The sequence below is a fragment of the Candidatus Binatia bacterium genome (assembly GCA_026415395.1).
Taxonomy (GTDB): Bacteria; Desulfobacterota; Binatia; order HRBIN30; family HRBIN30; genus HRBIN30.
In genome coordinates, this window is sequence record JAOAHD010000007.1 from 1,129,051 (window position 1) to 1,148,116 (window position 19,066).

Here is a 19,066-nt window from a genome sequence, read left to right on the forward strand (position 1 = left end):
GATTACCCTCCGCCTACGAAATGCACGACTTCAATTTCGTCGTTTTCTCGCAGGCGCACATTGGCGTATTCATGCCGGGGAACAATGGCGCGATTGACCTCGATGGCAATTCGTTGATTGTGGAGGTCAAGTTCGGCGACCAACTCCGCCACGGTTAGACCATCACGCAGAGAGTGCCACTCGCCATTGAGCCGAACACGCACGCTGCTCACGATAGATCTCATGTTCAACCTTTACAACTTGGGACGACGTTGGTAGCACCCGGCGCCGAAGGCTTGATGATGAGTTCTCATGAAGTGCGCCTCGCTTCTGCGGTGATCGATGCTGCCGCTCTTTGCCACAATGTGCAGCGTTTGCGGTCCCGGTTGCGGCTGCGAACACGCGTGCTCGCGGTGGTGAAGGCGGATGGCTACGGCCATGGAGCGAGGATCGTCGCTCCTGTGCTCGCTCAAGCGGGAGTCGATGCATTCGGAGTGGCCACGGTCTGGGAAGGCGTCGAGCTACGTGCTTTGGGAATTCAGCAGCCGGTGCTGGTGCTCGCCGGTGCGCACGAGAGCGACCTCAAAGTGGCGGCGGAAGAAAATCTCGCCATCGCACTGCTCGATCGCGATCACTTACGAGAGATCGAGCATATGTCCGTTCGACGGCGCCTGCGGGTTCACGTGAAGGTCGACAACGGGACGGGGCGGCTTGGTACGGACGTGGAACAACTGGGCGCCCGTTGCTCGAGGAATTGTGGCATGCGCGCAATGTCATCGTCGACGGTGTTTTTTCTCATTTCGCGAACGCTGAGCGTGTGGACAACGACTTCTGTCGCGCCCAGTTGGCCCAATTTCGACGGGCCGTAGCGATGGTTAAAGAGCGGTGGCCTGAGTGTTGTGCGCACCTGTCAAACAGTGTGGCGACGTGGTTCCTCCCGGAGAGCCACTTCGATATGGTGCGCCCGGGGCTCTTACTGTACGGCGTGCCCCCTGGCCAAGGTCTTGCGGTCGGCGACTTTCGTCCGGTGATGTCCGTAACCGCACCGGTATTGCAGGTGAGGGAATTCGAGCCGGGTCGGGCCGTGAGCTACGGCCAAACGTACATCACGCGGCGGCGGACACGGGTGGCGGTTCTCGGTGTCGGTTATGCCGACGGTTACGACCGCAGGCTCTCGAACAATGGTCTTGTGGGCTTGCATGGTAAGGTGGCGCCTGTGATCGGGCGGATCTGCATGGATACGCTGGTGGTCGACATCAGCGACGTCCCTGGCGTGCAACTTGGTGATCGCGCACTGCTGTGGGGCGAGTGCGACGGGTTGCGCCTCGCGGTGGAGGAGGTGGCTGCACGGGCTGGCACAATTAGCTACGAGGTGCTTACCCGCTTGGGGCATCGGGTGCCGCGTTTTCTTGCGGAGCGTGCGACACGGGAGCTCGGCCCAGGATTGCCTTCGGAGCATTGAACGAATTCGGCGAGGGGAACCATGCCAAGGATTGAGCGTGCGCTGATTAGTGTAACCGATAAGACTGGGGTTGTGGAATTTGCGCGGGGACTCGTTTCCCTGGGGATCGAGATTCTCTCGACCGGCGGCACTGCGCGGGAGCTTAAAAATGCTGGAATTCCCGTGAGGGAAGTGAGTGCGTACACGGGCTCACCGGAGATCCTCGATGGCCGGGTAAAAACACTGCACCCTAAAATCCACGGTGGAATTTTGGCACGTCGCGACCTCCCCCGACACTTGGAGGAACTTCGCTCCCTGGGAATCGAACGGATCGACCTTGTGGTCGTGAACTTGTACCCATTCGAGCGGGTGGTGGCGGAACCGAGCTGCACTTGGGAAGAGGCCATCGAGAACATCGACATTGGTGGTCCATCGATGATCCGCTCGGCGGCGAAAAACCACGACGCGGTGACCGTGGTCGTTGATCCCAGTGATTATGCGGTGGTGCTCGAAGAGCTGCGCACTACGGGAGTGGTGTCCAAAGCGACCAATCGCCGCCTGGCGCACAAAGCCTTTGCGCTCACCGCTCGCTACGATGGAGCAATCGCGACGTTCTTAGGAAGTTGGCAAGATGGCGAGCGGCAGCCCTTCTCGTCGACCTTTCACCTGACCTTAACGAAGGCTCAAGACCTGCGTTACGGGGAGAATCCCCACCAACACGCGGCATTGTATGGACAGTTTCTCGACTATGTGGAACAGTTGCACGGCAAGGAGCTGTCGTACAACAACATCGTGGATATCGATTCCGCGTTGGCGCTGATGCTCGAATTTGTGGGCGATTCGCGTGCCTGTGTGGCGATTCTCAAGCACAATACCCCGTGTGGGGTTGGTTTAGGAGACAGCGATGTAGAGGCTTACCGGCGTGCCTTTGCCACAGATCCCGACTCCCCGTTTGGTGGCATCCTGATCAGTAATCGCCCGTGGTCCCTCGCTTTGGCTCGCGAGGTAGACGAAATTTTTACCGAGGTGCTCATCGCGCCCGACTTTACCGCCGAGGCTCTGGAGTTCCTTCGGCAAAAGAAAAACCGACGTCTCATGCGCTGGCGGGTTGCTGCCATGCCTCGCGAGGGCCGCGACGTTCGAGGAGTTTTTGGAGGGGTGTTGGTGCAAGACCGTGACACCGCCATTGAGGATCCTCGCAGGGGGAGAGTTGTCACGTGTCGAGCCCCTACCGACTCAGAATACGCTGCGATGGCGTTCGGCCTCAAGGTGGTCAAACACGTGAAGTCGAACGCGATCGTCTTCTGCAGTCCAGAGGCGACCTTGGCGATCGGCGGGGGAGCCACCTCTCGTGTGGACCCGGTTTACGCAGCCCGTGCCAAGGCTGAGCGAGTCGGCGTGGATTTGCGTGGCTCTGTTCTCGCGAGCGATGCCTTCTTTCCGTTTCCAGACGGGGTCGAGGTCGCTGCGGGGGCTGGGATCACCGCCGTCGTGCAGCCCGGTGGCAGCGTTCGAGATGAAGAGGTCATTGCTGCGGCGGACCGCTTAGGTCTAGCGATGGTGTTTACCGGGGTTCGGCACTTCCGTCATTGATGGCAGTCGAGATTAGATTCGTTCGAGCTGGAGAGTGAAGCAAGCGACCATGCGGGTGTTAGTGGTAGGAGGCGGGGGGCGTGAACATGCGTTGGCGTGGAAGATCCGCCAGTCGCCGTTGGTCGAGCAAGTGTACTGTGCCCCGGGAAATGCGGGCATTGCTCAGGTGGCCGAGCTCGTTCCCATTGCGGCAGATGATGTGGCCGGATTGCTCCGTTTTGCGCGGGAGCGCGGGATTGATCTCACGGTGGTCGGCCCGGAGCTGCCTCTGACCCTAGGGATTGCGGATGAATTCGCAGCGGCTGGGCTACGAGTGTTTGGCCCGACCCGTGACGCTGCGCGGCTGGAGAGCAGCAAGGCGTTCGCGAAGGAATTCATGCGGCGGTGGAATGTGCCGACCGGATACTTCAGCGTGTTTGACTCTCCGGACGAAGCGAAGCGATTTGTTGCCGAAGTGGGTGTGCCCATTGTGGTGAAGGCAGATGGACTTGCTGCTGGCAAGGGCGTGATTGTCTGCCACACGATGAAAGAAGCGGAGCAGGCAATCGATGAGATTTTGGTGGCTCGCTTGTTTGGTGACGCCGGCTCGCGGGTGGTGGTTGAAGAATACCTCGAAGGAGAAGAGGTTTCGTTTATTTTGCTCACGGATGGAGTTTCCGTGTTGCCTTTCCCATCCTCGCAAGACCATAAACGGCTGCTTGATGGGGACCAGGGCCCCAACACTGGCGGAATGGGCGCGTACTCGCCCACCCCAGCATTGACCCCGGAAATGCAAGCACGGGTAATGGCGGACATTGTGTTGCCCACCATCCACGGGCTGAGATCGAGCAAGATCGAGTATTGCGGTGTTTTATACGCAGGTCTGATGCTCACCGAGGGGGGCCCGAAAGTGCTCGAGTTCAACGCCCGATTCGGTGACCCGGAATGCCAGCCCTTAATGATGCGGTTACAGAGCGACCTCGTCGACTTGCTGTCTGCCTGCGTGGAGGGTAGGTTGCATGACGTTGCTCCGCTATGGGACGAGCGTGCTGCGGCTTGTGTGGTTTTGGCGGCGGCTGGTTATCCCGGGGCTGTGGAGAAAGGACGCGTCATTTACGGGTTAGACGAGGCACGTGAGCTCGCCGATGTGATGGTTTTCCACGCGGGCACAGCGCGGCGGCAAGATCACTACGTGACCAACGGTGGACGGGTCCTAGGGGTGACCGCATTGGGTCGCGATGTCGCTGATGCTGTAGATCGCGCCTATGCCGCGGTCAGCAGGATCCACTTCGACGGCATGCAATTTCGTCGGGATATTGGCCGACAGGCGATCAAACGAACCGGGGGTGAGGGACGCTTCGAACATGGCAGGTGATGAAGCGCCCGATGCGTCGCGTCGCGAGGGGTTTCGCAGGGCCCTGGAACTCGCCGTGCAAGCGCTGCGAGGGGGAGGAGCGATCGTTTACCCAACGGAAACAGTTTACGCCTTGGGTGTGCGCGCGTTGGACCCAGAGGCTTTGCAATACCTGGTGGCGCTTAAGGTGCGCGCAGCGAACAAGCCGATTAGTGTTCTCGTGGCCGATCGCGGTATGTTGGATGCGCTTGTTCGCGATGTCCCCCGTGCAGCGGAGCGGCTGATGCAACATTTTTGGCCTGGTCCGTTGACTTTGGCGCTGCCGGCACGGGAACACGTTCCAGAGGTTTTGACGGGCGGCAGCGGAACAATCGGCATCCGTATCTCTCCGCATCCACTGGCTCACGAACTTGTGGCTCGCCTCGGCGAGCCAATCACCACTCCGAGTGCCAATCCCGCCGGGGAGCGGCCACCAACGACTGCTTCGGCAGCACGCGAGTATTTTGGGGAGGGGGTTACTTACTACCTCGATTGGGGGCCTTGTCCGGGGGAACCTGTGTCGACAGTTGTGGTGGTGGAGGCTGATCAAGTTGTGCTTGTCCGCCGCGGTGCGATTGCACCGGAGGCAATTGAGCCGGTCGCTGGAGTCCCAGTGGTTGCTTGAGTCGTACTGAACTGATTTCAGCAGGAGATTCCGTTCAATGGCAACTGTACGCCCCTTTTGCCCCTATCGATACAATCCCGCGCTGTTCCCTGAATTGGCGGCCTTGGTCGCGCCCCCGTACGACGTCATTGGTCCAGAGGAGCAAAAGCTCCTGCACCAACGGCATCCGCTTAATGTCGTACGCCTGATCCTGAGCGCTGCAGACGACCCTTACGAGTCTGCCGCCAAGTTGTGGCAGCAGTGGCGCCAGGAGCATTACATCGTGCAGGAGCCAGAGCCCTGCATCGTGTTTTCCGTGGAGCGGTTTTCGTTGGGGAAGGAGGTCCGGGAACGAACTGGTGTGTATGCGGCGGTGGGTTTGGAGGCTTTCGGTAGCGGAAAGATTCGGCCTCATGAGCGGACGTTTTCGGCGCCGAAGGAGGATCGGTTGCGGTTACTGCGGGCGTGCCGGGCAAACCTGAGCCCGATTTTCGGGGTTTACCCAGACCACGCTGGCCTGCTCGAAAGGTTGCGGGCTTGGTGTGAAAGGCGCAAGCCAGAGATGCGCGTCCTCGACACTCTAGGAACCGAGCACCGACTGTGGTTCATCCGTGAGGCCCGGTGGCATGCTGCCATTCGGAAGGAGCTTGCCGAGGAGGAAATCATCATTGCCGACGGCCATCATCGGTACGAAACCGCCCTTGCTTACTGCGAAGAGGTCGTGCGCCAAGGACAAGATTCGCCTGACGCTGGTCATCGCTTCGTTCTCATGTACCTGACGAGCATGGAGGACCCTGGGTTGGCGGTTTTGCCCACGCACCGTGTGCTTCAGACGGTGGCCAATCCCGCTTCTCTACACCAACGGATCGAGCAGCATTTTGAAGTTCGCCAATATCCGCTTGAGCGCGCTGAGGAGTTCTTCCAAGCGTTGGACCAAGGGGCCGGACGACACTGTTTGGGATTGGGCTGGGGTGGTTCCCGCAACCTAGAGCTAGCGTTTCTTCGCGACGAAGAAGTGCTGCGCCGCTACGCGGGCGACTTGGCTCCTGCCGTCCGCGAGCTCGATGTGACCTTGCTCGATCGGGTGGTGTTGCAGGGGTTCGCGGGCATTGTGCCCGACGAGGAGGCACGCGCCGGAAGGCTTTGGTACACCCATAGCGATCGTGAGGCCGTGGCGGCGTTATCCCAAGGGGCTGCGGCCGTGTTTTTCATGCGCCCACCACGGATGGCCGACATTTTGGCTGTGTGTCGGGCGGGCCAGGTGATGCCGCAAAAGTCGACGTACTTTTACCCCAAGCTGTTGAGCGGCCTGCTCTTTCAAGCAGTGGATGAGCCCTTGCCGCCCGAATCCGCACGAACTCCGGCGCAAATGGCGAGGTAACGTCGAACGGTTTCCGCCATGCCGAATTCGAGAGCGTCGGCGACGAGCGCATGGCCGATGGACACTTCGACGACCTCAGGAATGACGGCGAGAAAAGGCCCCAGATTGAGCAGATTCAAATCATGGCCGGCGTTCAGTTCCAAGCCCTCGCGCAAGGCGGCGTCCGCCGCCCGGCGGTAGCGCGCGAGCTCCTGGTCTGCCTCGCCGGCCGCGAAGGCTCGTGCGTAGGGCTCTGTGTACAGTTCGACTCGCTGTGCCCCTAGAGCCTTGGCCTCCGGCATCACTGCGGGGTCGGGGTCGACGAAGAGGCTGACGCGACAATCAACCTGCTGCAGCGACTCGATGACTCGACCAAGCTCAATCTTTTGCGCCCGCGTCATCGACCCCAACGGCCAGCCGTGATCGCTGGTTGCCGCGGAGACCTCGTCGGGTACTAGCGTAGCTTGTTGGGGTTTCGCGGCTCTGCAGTGTTCAACCAGCCCGTGAAAGGGATTCCCTTCGATGTTGAGCTCGCGATCGGTATAAGTTGCAAGGAGTTCCGCCAGTTCGACGACGTCGCCCCGCCGGATGTGACGCTCGTCAGGCCGGGGATGGATGGTGATGCCATGCGCTCCGGCATCCAGTGCGATGCGCGCCAGACGCGTCACGCTGGGAATCCCGATGTTTCGTGTATTGCGGAGCGTAGCAACCTTGTTGACGTTCACGGAGAGGTAGGTCATTGCCGGAGCCTTATAGCAAACCGGGGCCGCTTATGGGGCGAAGGAATCGTGTTGCCTTCTTCGCTCTTCGCGTCGTCGTTCGGCCTGCAGCCGCTCAAGCTTGACGTCTTCATGGCTTACGAACTGCATGGTTGCCGCAAGAGCCCGGTGGCCGGCCTGGTCGGCAATCAGGCGGTGCATTTCCTGGCAAACGCGGCGGTAAACTGGATGTCCCTGCGGTGACGTGCGGAGCTCGAGGATGTGCATGGCTTCCCGCGCGTTCATATGGAGGTAAAAGCGGATCCGATAGGCAAAGCACAGAGCGTAGGGAGCCACCTCTTCAAGATCGGCGCGCTGCAGCTTGTGATAAAGCGCACGGGACTGTTCGAGTGCTCTCTCCCACGCGTCCTGGGCCCCGGCCTCAATGATGGCGGTCGGAGTGCCGTAACCGTGTTCGGGGCTGAAGGGTTGCCACTCGATCGTCAGCATCCGGTGCCGTTGCAGGTCGCGGAATGCACCGTAATCGGTAAGCACATCGAAGCGGTAGGAGGTTCGCTCGAAGGCCCGTCCTGGCTTATGACGGCGATTGCGCCGCTCGCCCACGTAAGCGCGAAGGACGGCCTCTCGGTCAGCCGCGGTCATGCGCCGGACCATTGCGAGCAGTTGGTCGTCCGGCAGGTTTGTGTGGGGGTACATCGCTGCAGCCACCACTTTCACTTCCCCGTCCGGATCGAATTCTGTTAGCGTCACCTCTGGTCGGGGCTCAGGAGCAATGGAACTGGTAAGCCGACGGGTGACCTCGCGCGTCGCCTCCCGAGTCGCTCGCAAATAGGCGCTCCAGATCTCTCCGCGATCTTTCCGGTCCACGCGGCGGAGAAAGGCGGGAATGACCTTTCGGAGTTCTTGGAGAATCAGCTCTGCGACCTTCCGTGCCTCCCCCAAAGGATGCGAGCGCATCCGTAACAGCAACGCCTCGAAGGCTTGGCCGCTGCCGAAGAGACCGACGTTCGCTTGTGTTGCGGCAGGCAGTAGACCCCGCAGCGTATCGAGGGCCTTGGCTCGAATGCTGCGGCGGTATACCGGCTCTGCCTCGCCCGGCTCCGGCGGAATGACCTGCCGAAAGTGGTCCTCGATTTTCGGGAGCCACTCTCCATACGTGGCAAACAGCATGTCCAAGGTGCGTTCGTACTCGCTGCGCAAAGGATGAGCTTCGAGTTCTGGGGGGATGACGTAGCGCCAACGCCCGTTGACTTGCGTGTCGTACGCAATGTAGCGCGTCGACTGCTCGAGGTAGGCCATTAAGCGGCCCCACTCCAAAACCTTGGTGACGATATTGGACACCCCTTCACAAGCCAGATGGACTCCCCCAAGTTGTGCGACCGAGTCGTCTCCGTACTCGTCGAAGACCCGTTCGTAGAGTCGCTCCGCCCGCTCGACACCCACCTCCCCGATCTCACCGGCCTCTACTTCGTCGAGGAACTCATCCAGAAAGAGTCTTCGCACGGATTTGGGTGACCGCGAGTAGCGAGCGAACAACGCACCTTTGACGACTTCGGGCAGATTTCGCAATGCGAACACCGGCGCGTCGAGATTTGTGAAGTACGGTGCGAGAGCAGCTCTCTCCGAGCTTGTGAAAACGCAATCATTTTGAGAGCTCATCAGATTCCTCCTCTCGAACCGGCCCCACCACCGCGGCCAGGGGCTGGGTTCCGACGCGAAGGCGGTTGCGAAGCAGCGAGGCAGTTCTTCCAGCTCCTACCGCCAGGCAATGGCTTGCACCTCGCAGTATTCGAGCAAACCCCACCTGCTGCCTTCGCGCCCGATGCCGCTTTGTTTAAACCCACCGAACGGAGTGTGAAGCAAATTGACCGCGCCATTGATGTTCAAGGATCCAGTGCGGATTTTCTTGGCCAGCTCGACGGCTGCAGGCACGTCGGCCGAGTAAATTGCGCCACCAAGTCCGTACTCAGAGTCGTTGGCGATACGGATGGCATCGTCCACCTCGTCATAGGGAATCACGGATAGCACCGGACCAAAAATCTCCTCTCGCGCGATCCGCATGTCGTTGCGAACATCCGCGAAGATCGTGGGCTCGACAAAGTAACCGCGGTTGATATGGGCCGGACGTTTTCCTCCGGTTACTAGTTTGGCCCCCTCTCGATGCGCCGAGTCGATGTATTCCTCAATCTGCGCGCGGCGCTCAGCGCGAATGACCGGGCCCATGGTCACGTTCGGGTCTGCTGGATTTCCCATGTGCACCATGGCCTGCAGGAAATTTTGGAGTCGCTCCAGCAGCGACTCTTGCCGGTTGCGGGGTACCAGCACGCGCGTGCACATCGCGCAGCCCTGGCCAGCGTGAAAGAAGGCTGGGGTCAGGGCATACATGGCGTACGCATCGAAGTCGGCGTCGGGAAGAAAAATTGCGGCAGATTTTCCACCCAACTCCAAGTGGACACGTTTGAGCGTCGTCGCCGCAGCGGCCATGATGCGCTTCCCGGTAGCGGCGCTTCCCGTATAGCTCACCTTATCGACCAACGGGCTCTCCACCAGGCGAGCACCAAGTGCTGGACTCTCACCGGTGACGACGTTGAACACGCCGGGCGGGATGTCGCACTGTTCGAACTCCTCGGCGACGACGAGGTCAATCAGCGGTGCGTAAGGAGAGGGCTTGACGACCATGGTGCAGCCGGCGGCAATTGCTGGCCCAATTTTTTGCACCGTAACGTACAAGGGGAAGTTCCACGTTGGAATGAGGCCGCAGACGCCCACTGGTTGGTAGACCGCCATCGCGTGGTTTAGCTGGTTCCCGGCTGGCCCAACACTCGCGACCGGGGGCAGCATTTCCTCAAAAGAAAACTTCTCCGCCCAATCAGCATACTGGGCGAGCAGTGCGAGCGGTGTGTCGACTTGAATCGGGTGGGTAATCCAGGCAGCCCCACCGGTGGTGACCAGCAAGGAGCGGATCTCCTCCTTGCGCTTTGTTAGACGGTCGACCAACGCTCGCAGCACCTTGGCCCGCTCGCGCGGGGTGGTGCGCCGCCAGGGCCCCGAGTCAAAAGCCTCCCGCGCTGCGAGGATGGCCGCATCGATGTCCGCGACATTCGCATTCGGAGCGTGGGCGACGACCTCTTCCGTGGCGGGGTTGAGCACCGGGAACACCCCGTTGCTCGCACTTTGCCAGCGTCCGTTGACGTAAATTCGATCGTAGTTCATGCGCGCCTCCCTCGCTTTGCCACCCGCCGGATTCTGCTCCCATGGCCGCGACGCTGCAAGACACTACCACCCTTGCCGCCTTTCACTCCCGACGGTAGACGAGCGCGCGGGAGTTTTCTCCATGGATCTCCGCTTCAAACCTGAACACGAGGAATTTCGCCGCCGCTTGCGTGTTTGGTTGCAGGAGAACCTGCCACCGGGCTGGAGTTCCGGCGCCATACCCAGCTTTGAACGTTTCGAGGACGAAGTGGCGTTCCTGCGTGAGTGGCAAGCCAAGCTGCATGCTGCGGGCTATGCGGGCATTCTATGGCCCAAGGAGTACGGAGGGGCCGGGCTGGGGGCAGTAGAGCAGATCATCTTCAACGAGGAGATGGCACGGGCTCAAGCCCCGGAGCTCATCAACAAGGTGGGTGTGCACAACGTTGGTCCAACACTCATACGGTACGGCACCGAGGAGCAAAAGCGCCGTTACCTGCCGAAAATTCTCTCTGCGGACGAGATTTGGTGTCAGCTCTTCAGCGAACCTGCAGCCGGCTCCGATCTTGCGAGCCTGCGCACGCGGGCGGAACGCGACGGGGACGGGTATCGCCTCAGCGGGCAGAAGGTCTGGACTAGTTACGCTCAGGTGTCGCGTTGGGCGATTTGCCTTGCACGCACGGATCCCTCGGCACCAAAGTATCAAGGGATCTCGTACTTCATCGTGGACATGCAAGCACCCGGGATTACGGTTCGGCCCCTGCGGCAAATCACGGGTAGTTCTGAGTTCAACGAAGTGTTTCTCGATGCCGTCTATGTGCCGCGAGAGAATTTGATCGGGCCTGAGAATGGCGGTTGGCACATCGCTATGCACACCTTGGCTCACGAACGTGGCACGGGGTACTTGTTCAAAGAGCAGGTAAAGCATCGCATTGCGGTGAATCGGCTGTTGGCGATCCTGCGCGAGCGGCAGCGGCGTGGCCAGCCTGTGCATCCGGTGCTTCGGCAAGCGGTAGCCGACGCCTTCATTCGCGTCGAAATCCTGCGCTTCCACAATTACGACACCATGGCTCGCTTAGAGCGGGGCGAAGTTCCCGGGCCAGAAACCAGCTTGAAGAAGGAATTTTGGAATCGGTTGTCTCAACAGTTGTACGAGACTGCCATGGCGATCCAAGGGCCGTGGGCTCAGCTTTACGGGGACGAGCCCAGAGCAGTGGATGGAGGCCGCTGGCAAAGTTCGTATCTCTACAGCCGGTCGGTAACGATCTCCGGGGGAACCTCGGAGATCCAGCTCAACATTGTGGCGCACCGGATGCTCGGCTTGCCGAAAAGTTGAAGCCATCTTGTGTGGCTCCATGTTCATATTCTGCTCTCCCGAAGGAGTTAGCCCAAGCAGCGGCGGCTCCAGGTCTGGAGGCGGCTTGCTGCAGCGGCGGCATCGGCATAAGGAACAAGCATGGAAGTAGCTCCGGCGCGCCCAGCGGCCACGGTGATTCTCGTTCGCGACGCTCCTCAAGGATGCGAAATTCTCCTAGTGCGGAGAAGTGCTCGGCTGGACTTCCACGGCGGGGCGTGGGTGTTCCCTGGCGGGCGAGTGGATACCGTGGATTACCAGCGAGCGCGGAGCGAGGACCCCTTGGAAGCAGCAAAGCACGCCGCGGTACGGGAAGCCTGGGAAGAGGCAGGTGTGCGGATCCGGCCGACGGATCTTCGAACCTTTTCCCGATGGGTGACGCCGGTCAACGTGCCAAAACGTTTCGACACGTGGTTTTTCCTCGCGCCCGCTTCACCCGAGGCCGTGAGCACGGATGGCGGAGAAATTTCTGACCATCGCTGGCTTGCGCCAACGGCGGCCCTCGAAGCCCACCATCGTGGCGAAATCGAGCTTCCGGCCCCCACGTTCGTGACGATTACGCAGTTGGGCCGTCCCACGAGCGTGGCAGAGCTCCTGGCCTCAGTCGCAGGACGAGCAGTCGAATGTTTTGAGCCGGAGCTGTACTTTGTTGCTGGCGGTGCCTGTACCGTTTATCAAGGGGACGTTGCTTACGGGAACGGCGACTTGGAGCGCGCGGGACCGCGACACCGGCTGTGGATGCTGGATTCCGGATGGCGTTACGAGAGATCGGAGGAAACGGGGTGAACGTATTCCTGAACTTGGTTCGTGTGGCCTTGGCGAGTGCTTGGACGGCCCTTTTGGGCACTCCTGTGCTGCTCATTGTTTGGGCCCGCTACATATGGGGATGGTTGCAGGCAAGCCTCGGCTTTCCCGAGCGGTTCGATCGCGTGGTTGCGCAAAACGCATACCTTGCGTGCTGGGTGGCGCAACGGTTGTGGACGGGCGTCTTGCTCGCCATTGCCGGAATCCGCCTGCGGGTGCGCGAGGCAGTGCCCGTGGATTGGCAGCGAACCCACGTGATTTGCGCCAACCATGCCAGCATTTTCGACATTCTGGCGTTGGTTCGGGTGGTTCCGATCCCGTTTCGCTTCGTCGCCAAACGCGAGTTGGAGAAGTGGCCGATCATTGGTTGGGCATTGCGGCCGTCGGGGCAAATCCTGATTGATCGACAAAACCGTGCCCAAGCAATTCGGGCCATTGCAGAAGCTGCCGCGCGGAAAATCCGCGGGCAGGTGATCTTCTTTGTGGAGGGCACGCGCAGCCGCTCCGGAGAGTTGCTGCCCTTCAAGAAGGGGGCCTTTCATTTCGCGCTCGACCATAGGCTGCCGATTCTGCCAACGGCCATTTGCGGGAGTTATGCCGCGTTGGCGCGGGTGCCGTGGTGGCGGCTCAATCCGGGAAGAACGATCGAGATTCGCTTTGGTTCTGCGATCGAGGTGGACAGCCACCACCATCCAGGCGTTGACGAACTGATGACCGCAACCAGGGCCCAGATCGTTGCCCAGCTTGACGCTGGGGACTGCGGCCCCTCGGCTGTGCAAGGAGCGTTGTGACGCCGCTTCCAGAAGCGAAGCCGTAGTTGTTCGCGGCCACGAGCCTGCTAGGGAAAAGCGCCATGAGTCCGCAAGAAATTGAGCGCCTCATTCGCGCCGCGTTGCCTGATGCGCAGGTCGAAGTGGTGGATGAAGTGGGGGACGGCAATCACTTCCGGGCGACGGTTGTGTGTGCCGACTTTGCCGGAAAGAACCTCGTTCAACGGCATCAGATGGTGTACCGAGCGCTGGGCGACGCCATGCGCGACCGTATCCACGCGTTGGCGATCGGGGCGTACACTCCAGAGGAATTGGAGCAACGGAGGACTCAGGGGCCAGGGTCCGCGAACGGTTAAGTTTACCAACTTGCGTAGGGAGGTATAGAGTATGGCGCGAGACGTGTTTGCCGAAATCGAGCAGGAAATTCGAGAAAATAAGGTGATCATCTACATGAAGGGCAATCCAACGTTCCCGATGTGTGGCTTTTCGGCCGCCGCGGTGGAGTGTCTCAAGCAGTATGGTTACCCCTTCGCACACGTGGATGTTCTCGAGGATCCCGAGAAACGCGAAGCCATCAAGCAGTACTCCGACTGGCCCACGATTCCGCAGATTTATATCGGTGGGCAGTTTATTGGCGGGTGTGACATCATCCGCGAGCTGCACGCCAGCGGGGAGTTACGGGCACTCCTCGAGCAAGCGTTTGCTGATCTGCCCGTGGCTTCTGAAAAGGCTTAGTCGGGTCCGTCCTTTTCGGCTTGCAATTCGCGGTTATTTGAAGCAGGCCAACTCGGGTGCGTTGCACGAGAATCCGCCACTTCTTGCTGCGAGCCCGAGGCTTGAGGGGCAAGCCAATCCGTTTGGGAAGTGCGGCGTTCGTGGTTGTACTGTGCGCGCTCGCTGCTGAGGCGGCGGATGCGGCAACGCCGCGCCCAACCCGCACGCCGACTCCTTCGCGAACGCCCCGGGGCACAGTGGCAGCGACGTTTACGGCAACACCGGCTAGACCGTCGCCAACGGGTGCGGCGCGCGAAACGCAAAGTGCAACCCCCACCGTGAGTAACAAGACGCCGACAGTCGGAGCCACGACGATTCTTGGCTCACCGACGCCGAGTGCCACGCCAACGGTAAATCCCTTCGGGGCCGCCGTTCTGTTTCGCAGTGCCGTCGAGATCGGGAGCGTGGGGGAGAGATTGACGGGAATTGCGGCTGGCAGTGTCGATGTGCGCCGTGGCAACCAATTTTTGGACCTAGTCGTGGCCGATGGGAGCGCAGGCGGCGTGAGGTGGCTGGAAGGCCGGGGCACGGGCGCCTTCTTGGTGCGTGGTTTCTCCGCGGTTATCGCCAACGCAAGTCACGCGGTGCTAGCGGACTTCGATGAAGATGACGTAGTCGACGTGGCCACGATCGATCCGGCAACAAGCACCGTGGCTGTGGCATTGGGACGCGGCGACGGAAGCTTTGCCCCGGAAATTGCGGCCTCGATCGGTGGGGACCTCCGGGCTCTGACCGCCGTAGACCACTTTCTCGCCGTCGCTGATGCAGCCAACAACCAAGTGATTTTGTTGGAGGTAGAGCTCGGCCCAGTTTTGTCCGTCATCGGCTCCCTTCCCGTTGGCAGAGAGCCGGCAGCCGTCGCTGCGGGCGACTTTGACACAAACGGATTGACCGACCTAGCCGTGGGCAACCACGGCTCTGGCGACGTGAGTATCCTCCGGCAAGGCGCTGGGCGTGCATTTTCGCCTTTTGCCACGGTCGCCGTGGGTTCGGGAGTGTCGGCGGTAGGCTGGGGCGACGTGAATGGTGATGGTGCGGCCGACCTCATCGCAGCACGGCAAAACGGTGAGATCGTCGTTTTCCGTAACGACGCTCGGCGCAGCTTTTCCCGATTATTTGCCATGGGGGTCGGGCAAAACCCGGCTGCGGTGTTGGTGCTCGACGACCGCAGCCCGGGGCAGGTGGTCAACGGAGACGGCCGGGCGGACATGGTCATTTTGCACCGAGGTGCGAACGACATTGGCGTGCTTACTGGGCTTGGCGACGGTAGGTTCGAGACATCTTCGCGGCTGGTGGTGGGGGCCGACCCTGTCGGACTTGTAGTAGGAAACTTCGATGAGGACGAGGCCGGTGCTGTCGATCTCGCAACCGCGAACGCTGGGGCGGACACGGTAAGTGTGATTCGTGGTCAAGGCGGCGGATCGTTCGTGGCTGCTTTGTCTTTTGCCACAGGTGTGCAGCCTGTCGCGTTGCAGCTTGCGGACTTCGATCGAGACGGTCTTTTGGATGCACTCGCGCTGAATGGGAGTGATGGCACCTTGTCTCTCCTACGGGGTAATGGAAGAGGAAGCTTCCACCCCCGCAAGGACTTTGCAGCACTCAGTGGGGCGACTGTGCTCGCGGCGGGTGACTTCGATGGCGACGGCTTTGTCGATGCCGCGGTTGCACGCAGAAACGAGAGTAGAATCACAATCCTTCCGAACAGCGTATCCGGGTTCGGACTTCCCCGCATCGTCCCTGTGCAGGGAGGGATCTCCACGTTGGTCGGCAGCGACTTGGACCGTGACGGCCGCGGCGACCTGATCGTCTTGGAGTCGGGGACACAGCGCGCACTGGTGCTTCGGAGCAACGGCGCGTTTACCTTTGAGACCCGTATGTTTGATCTCGGCGGCATCGGAACGACCGCGACCGTGGGGGAAGTGTTTGGCGACGCGAACCCAGACTTTGTCGTTGGTACTAGTGATCCGCCCGGCATCGATGTGTTTGCCGGCATCGGCGGCGCTGAGTTTCAATTGGTAGAGCACATCGATCTGCCCGGGGATCCGGCTTACGTAGCGATCGATGACTTTGTTGGGGACGGAAAGCCGGACATTGCCGTGCTCAGCCCGACGGCACAAAGGCTCGATCTCTTCGCCGGTAACGGGTTGGGACGATGGCAGCTCGTTTCTACCCAGTCGATCTCTTCGGATAGTGGCGGGTTGGCGGCTGCGGATCTCAACGGAAACGGGGCGGCGGACCTGGTCACTGCCGGCCGGCTGGCGAGTCGCGTGACTGTTTGGTCTGGCGACGGCCAGGGAAACTTTTCCCCGATAACGTTTGCGGTCGGGGCCGGACCCACTGACGTACGTGTTGCACATTTGAACGTTGTCTCTGATGCGACCGGTGGATTGGCGGAAGTGGTGTCGCTCAACACCGACGCAGATACGGTAACCGTGCTCCGCAACATCACTCGCGCAACGCTCCCGCCTGCGACGGCGACTCCCACCGTGGGTCCGGGCACTCCACCGCCGCCCGAGCCGCCGACGCCGCTGCCAACACGGACGCGTCGACCCGCGGGATCGTCGAGCAGTTCCGGCGGGTGCGCGATTCCGAGTCCAGCAGGAGGGGCCGACGCAAGCCATGGCTTGCTCCTGCTCTTCCCGCCGTTTTGGCTTTGGGGACGAGCTTGGTTCCGACTGCGCCGCTTGCGCCTTAACAAAGCCGCGCGTACAGTGCATTGAGCTTACGCTTGTTGCGATGGGTGCGGCGACGTGAGCGCTTCGAGAGGAGCAGGAGCAATGACTCAGTTAGAAGCGGCGCGCAAAGGGATCGTGACTCCAGAGATGCAGCGGGTAGCTATCCGCGAAAACGTAACTCCGGAATTTATTCGCCAGGAGGTGGCACGCGGTCGCCTCGTAATCCCGGCGAATAAGCGGCATCTCGCGGGTAGTGCTGGGATGCCGCCCTCACCGGCGAGTGACAAGAGTTGGACTTACCCCACCGAGGCCGTTGGGCATCCGGGGGCACGCGAGGGTGCTCGCTACTGGGTGAACCAGACTGTGGCGCAACGTTGGGCCTGGATTCAGGACCCTAACTACATGCGCGGTGAGCGCGCTCCGAAGCGGCTCGATCCCACCGGCATCGGGCGCATGATTACAACGAAAATTAACGCCAATATCGGCGCTTCGCCGGTTCAAAGCACGTTGGCGCAGGAGGTGGAAAAGCTGCGCTGGGCGCAGAAATACGGGGCGGACACGGTGATGGATTTATCGACCGGGGGTGATCTCCGGGCTTGCCGGCAGGCGATTATCGACAATTCTACGGTCCCCATTGGCACGGTGCCCATTTACAGCATGATTGTGGGGCGCAACATCGAGGAGCTCACCTACGATATCATTCTTCGGGAAATCGAACTGCAGGCCCAGCAAGGGGTCGATTACTTCACCATTCATGCTGGCGTGCTTCGGGAGCATCTGAGCTTGGTGCGCTCGCGGATTACTGGCATTGTCTCACGCGGCGGATCGATCCTGGCGAAGTGGATGCTTTATCACAACCGACAAAACCCACTTTATGAGATGTTCGACGAGATTAGCGCGATCATGCGCGAATATGACGTAACGTATTCGCTCGGTGACGGACTTCGTCCGGGATGCACTGCTGACGCATCGGACCCGGCTCAGCTTGCAGAATTGCACACACTTGGTGAGTTGGTGCACCGGGCGCGCGATGCCGGGGTGCAGGCAATGGTCGAAGGTCCTGGCCATGTTCCCCTTGATCAAATTGCGTTCAATATGCAGTTGCAGCAGCGGATCTGTGATGATGCGCCCTTTTATGTGCTGGGACCGCTGGTGACGGATGTGTTCCCAGGGTACGACCACATCACGAGTGCGATTGGCGCGACAGAAGCGGCTCGTGCAGGGGCGGCGATGCTTTGTTACGTCACGCCGAAAGAACATGTCGGCCTTCCCCGGGAGCGCGACGTCAAGGACGGCTGCATCGCCTACAAAATCGCCGCGCATGCGGGTGACATCGCGCGGGGAATTCCGGGCGTGCGCCAGTGGGATGACGACCTATCCAAGGCGCGTGCGGCCTTGAATTGGCCGAAGCAGTTCGAGCTGGCGTTCGACGGGGAAACAGCGCGTGCCCTCCATGACGAAGACCTCGCTGTGGACACGGAATTTTGCGCCATGTGCGGGCACGACTGGTGCAGTATGCGCATCTCGAAGGAGATCGAGTTGTTTGCCAGTGGGAAAGACCCCGCGTTCCAGCCGGCACGGCGCGCCGCTCGGAGCCCGGGGCTGGGCGCGGAAGCACAGGAGCTGTTGCGCCTGCGCAAGCACGCGCTGCCCGTGGTCCAAGGGAAGCACATTTGCCATAGTGATCACGTGCCCGAGCGCGAACGGGCGGAGGAGATCCAGGCGTCGCTCGCCGCGAGTTCTGAGTAAAACAAAGAAACTCGAATGCGAAAGGAGAAACGTGTGCGGAACGCGTTGGGATTGTTGCTGAGTCTGTCCGTGTTGGCGTGGGCGATTGCCCTTGGGCCCCGCGCGGTGAGTGCCGGAGCGGAGGACTGGAACGACGCGAAGATTCAATGGCGGAGCTACGAAGACGGACTTGCGGAGGCAAAAAACCAAGGTAAGCCGGTGTGCTTGATCTTCTACACAACCTGGTGTCCGCACTGTGCGAACTATTCTCGGGTGTTTCAGGACGATCGGATCGTCGAGCAAGCCAAGAAGTTAGTGATGATCCGTGTAGACGCGGACAAACGGCGTGATTTGAGCGACAAGTATAAACCAGACGGGGCATACATTCCGCGTACGTTTTTCCTCTCTCCCAGCGGCGAGCTCGATCTCGCGATCGAAGCGGGACGTGCCCAATTCAAGTTCTTTTACGACGAGCACGATGCAGGGCATGTTCTGAAAGCGATGCAAGCGGCGTCGGAAAAGTACGCGCGCAAGTAATGGAGCCCGTTTGCTTCGGGGCGAGCATCGGGCAGTCTCGTTCGTCCTTGGGCGCACGATGTGCAGATAATGTGTTGACAAAGCACGTCCATGACGTGCTATGAAGCGGGGCCATCGAGAGGGGTGCCGCGGGAGAGGGCATGGTCGCACGCCGAAACGTGAGGGAA

The 19,066-nt window shown here is 60.7% G+C and carries 18 protein-coding genes; 14 read left to right on the plus strand and 4 right to left on the minus strand.

Features of this window, described 5'->3' with window-relative positions; translation table 11 throughout:
* Window positions 1–2: 2 nt before the first annotated feature.
* Window positions 3–224, minus strand: coding sequence for a sulfur carrier protein ThiS (thiS, locus tag N3C12_09380; protein MCX8072649.1), 222 nt, complete (start codon window positions 222–224; stop codon window positions 3–5).
* A 54-nt stretch (window positions 225–278) separates the two neighbouring features.
* Between thiS and N3C12_09385 the strand changes: the two genes are divergently transcribed.
* From N3C12_09385 to N3C12_09410, 6 genes are read left to right on the plus strand one after another with little or no spacing between them, the layout of a single operon-like run.
* Window positions 279–848, plus strand: coding sequence for an alanine racemase (locus tag N3C12_09385; protein ID MCX8072650.1), 570 nt, complete (start codon window positions 279–281; stop codon window positions 846–848).
* Window positions 734–1,441: an alanine racemase gene (alr, locus tag N3C12_09390; protein ID MCX8072651.1), complete on the plus strand. Its 708-nt coding sequence runs from the start codon at window positions 734–736 to the stop codon at window positions 1,439–1,441. Before N3C12_09385 ends, alr begins: the two co-directional genes overlap by 115 nt.
* Window positions 1,442–1,462: 21 nt before the next feature.
* A complete protein-coding gene (gene purH / locus N3C12_09395; GenBank protein ID MCX8072652.1) occupies window positions 1,463–3,013 on the plus strand; it encodes a bifunctional phosphoribosylaminoimidazolecarboxamide formyltransferase/IMP cyclohydrolase in 1,551 nt (516 codons plus the stop codon).
* Between the two features lie 49 nt (window positions 3,014–3,062).
* Entirely contained in the window at window positions 3,063–4,367 is a 1,305-nt protein-coding gene (gene purD / locus N3C12_09400; GenBank protein MCX8072653.1) for a phosphoribosylamine--glycine ligase, read from the plus strand.
* Window positions 4,357–5,010, plus strand: coding sequence for an L-threonylcarbamoyladenylate synthase (locus N3C12_09405; GenBank protein MCX8072654.1), 654 nt, complete (start codon window positions 4,357–4,359; stop codon window positions 5,008–5,010). The genes purD and N3C12_09405 overlap by 11 nt, the downstream gene beginning before the upstream one ends.
* 37 nt (window positions 5,011–5,047) lie before the next feature.
* The gene (locus N3C12_09410; protein MCX8072655.1) at window positions 5,048–6,370 is read left to right on the plus strand and encodes a DUF1015 domain-containing protein; all 1,323 of its coding nucleotides are present in this window, start codon (window positions 5,048–5,050) and stop codon (window positions 6,368–6,370) included.
* Here the strand turns inward: N3C12_09410 and N3C12_09415 are convergent.
* From N3C12_09415 to N3C12_09425, 3 genes are all read right to left on the minus strand, one after another.
* A complete protein-coding gene (locus N3C12_09415; protein ID MCX8072656.1) occupies window positions 6,307–7,089 on the minus strand; it encodes a pyridoxine 5'-phosphate synthase in 783 nt (260 codons plus the stop codon). The two genes, N3C12_09410 and N3C12_09415, sit on opposite strands and share 64 nt — an antisense overlap.
* Before the next feature lie 30 nt (window positions 7,090–7,119).
* Window positions 7,120–8,727: an FAD-dependent thymidylate synthase gene (locus N3C12_09420; protein ID MCX8072657.1), complete on the minus strand. Its 1,608-nt coding sequence runs from the start codon at window positions 8,725–8,727 to the stop codon at window positions 7,120–7,122.
* A 96-nt stretch (window positions 8,728–8,823) separates the two neighbouring features.
* A complete protein-coding gene (locus N3C12_09425; protein MCX8072658.1) occupies window positions 8,824–10,281 on the minus strand; it encodes an aldehyde dehydrogenase family protein in 1,458 nt (485 codons plus the stop codon).
* Window positions 10,282–10,402: 121 nt separating this feature from the next.
* Between N3C12_09425 and N3C12_09430 the strand changes: the two genes are divergently transcribed.
* The 8 genes from N3C12_09430 (at window position 10,403) to N3C12_09465 (ending at window position 18,899) form a co-directional block, all read left to right on the plus strand.
* Window positions 10,403–11,593: an acyl-CoA dehydrogenase family protein gene (locus tag N3C12_09430; GenBank protein ID MCX8072659.1), complete on the plus strand. Its 1,191-nt coding sequence runs from the start codon at window positions 10,403–10,405 to the stop codon at window positions 11,591–11,593.
* A gap of 120 nt (window positions 11,594–11,713) precedes the next feature.
* Complete coding sequence (locus tag N3C12_09435; protein ID MCX8072660.1) at window positions 11,714–12,397, plus strand: NUDIX hydrolase; 684 nt, start codon at window positions 11,714–11,716, stop codon at window positions 12,395–12,397.
* Window positions 12,364–13,206 carry a 1-acyl-sn-glycerol-3-phosphate acyltransferase gene (locus N3C12_09440; GenBank protein MCX8072661.1) on the plus strand — a complete coding sequence of 281 codons (843 nt, stop codon included), beginning with the start codon at window positions 12,364–12,366 and terminating at the stop codon, window positions 13,204–13,206. Before N3C12_09435 ends, N3C12_09440 begins: the two co-directional genes overlap by 34 nt.
* 62 nt (window positions 13,207–13,268) lie before the next feature.
* Window positions 13,269–13,541, plus strand: coding sequence for a BolA family transcriptional regulator (locus tag N3C12_09445; GenBank protein MCX8072662.1), 273 nt, complete (start codon window positions 13,269–13,271; stop codon window positions 13,539–13,541).
* Window positions 13,542–13,572: 31 nt separating this feature from the next.
* Complete coding sequence (gene grxD / locus N3C12_09450) at window positions 13,573–13,920, plus strand: Grx4 family monothiol glutaredoxin (protein ID MCX8072663.1); 348 nt, start codon at window positions 13,573–13,575, stop codon at window positions 13,918–13,920.
* A gap of 101 nt (window positions 13,921–14,021) precedes the next feature.
* Window positions 14,022–16,679: a VCBS repeat-containing protein gene (locus tag N3C12_09455; protein MCX8072664.1), complete on the plus strand. Its 2,658-nt coding sequence runs from the start codon at window positions 14,022–14,024 to the stop codon at window positions 16,677–16,679.
* A gap of 57 nt (window positions 16,680–16,736) precedes the next feature.
* Entirely contained in the window at window positions 16,737–18,383 is a 1,647-nt protein-coding gene (thiC, locus tag N3C12_09460) for a phosphomethylpyrimidine synthase ThiC (protein ID MCX8072665.1), read from the plus strand.
* Between the two features lie 33 nt (window positions 18,384–18,416).
* Window positions 18,417–18,899 (plus strand): thioredoxin family protein, encoded by a 483-nt coding sequence (locus N3C12_09465; GenBank protein ID MCX8072666.1) that lies wholly within the window; start codon window positions 18,417–18,419, stop codon window positions 18,897–18,899.
* Window positions 18,900–19,066: the final 167 nt, after the last annotated feature.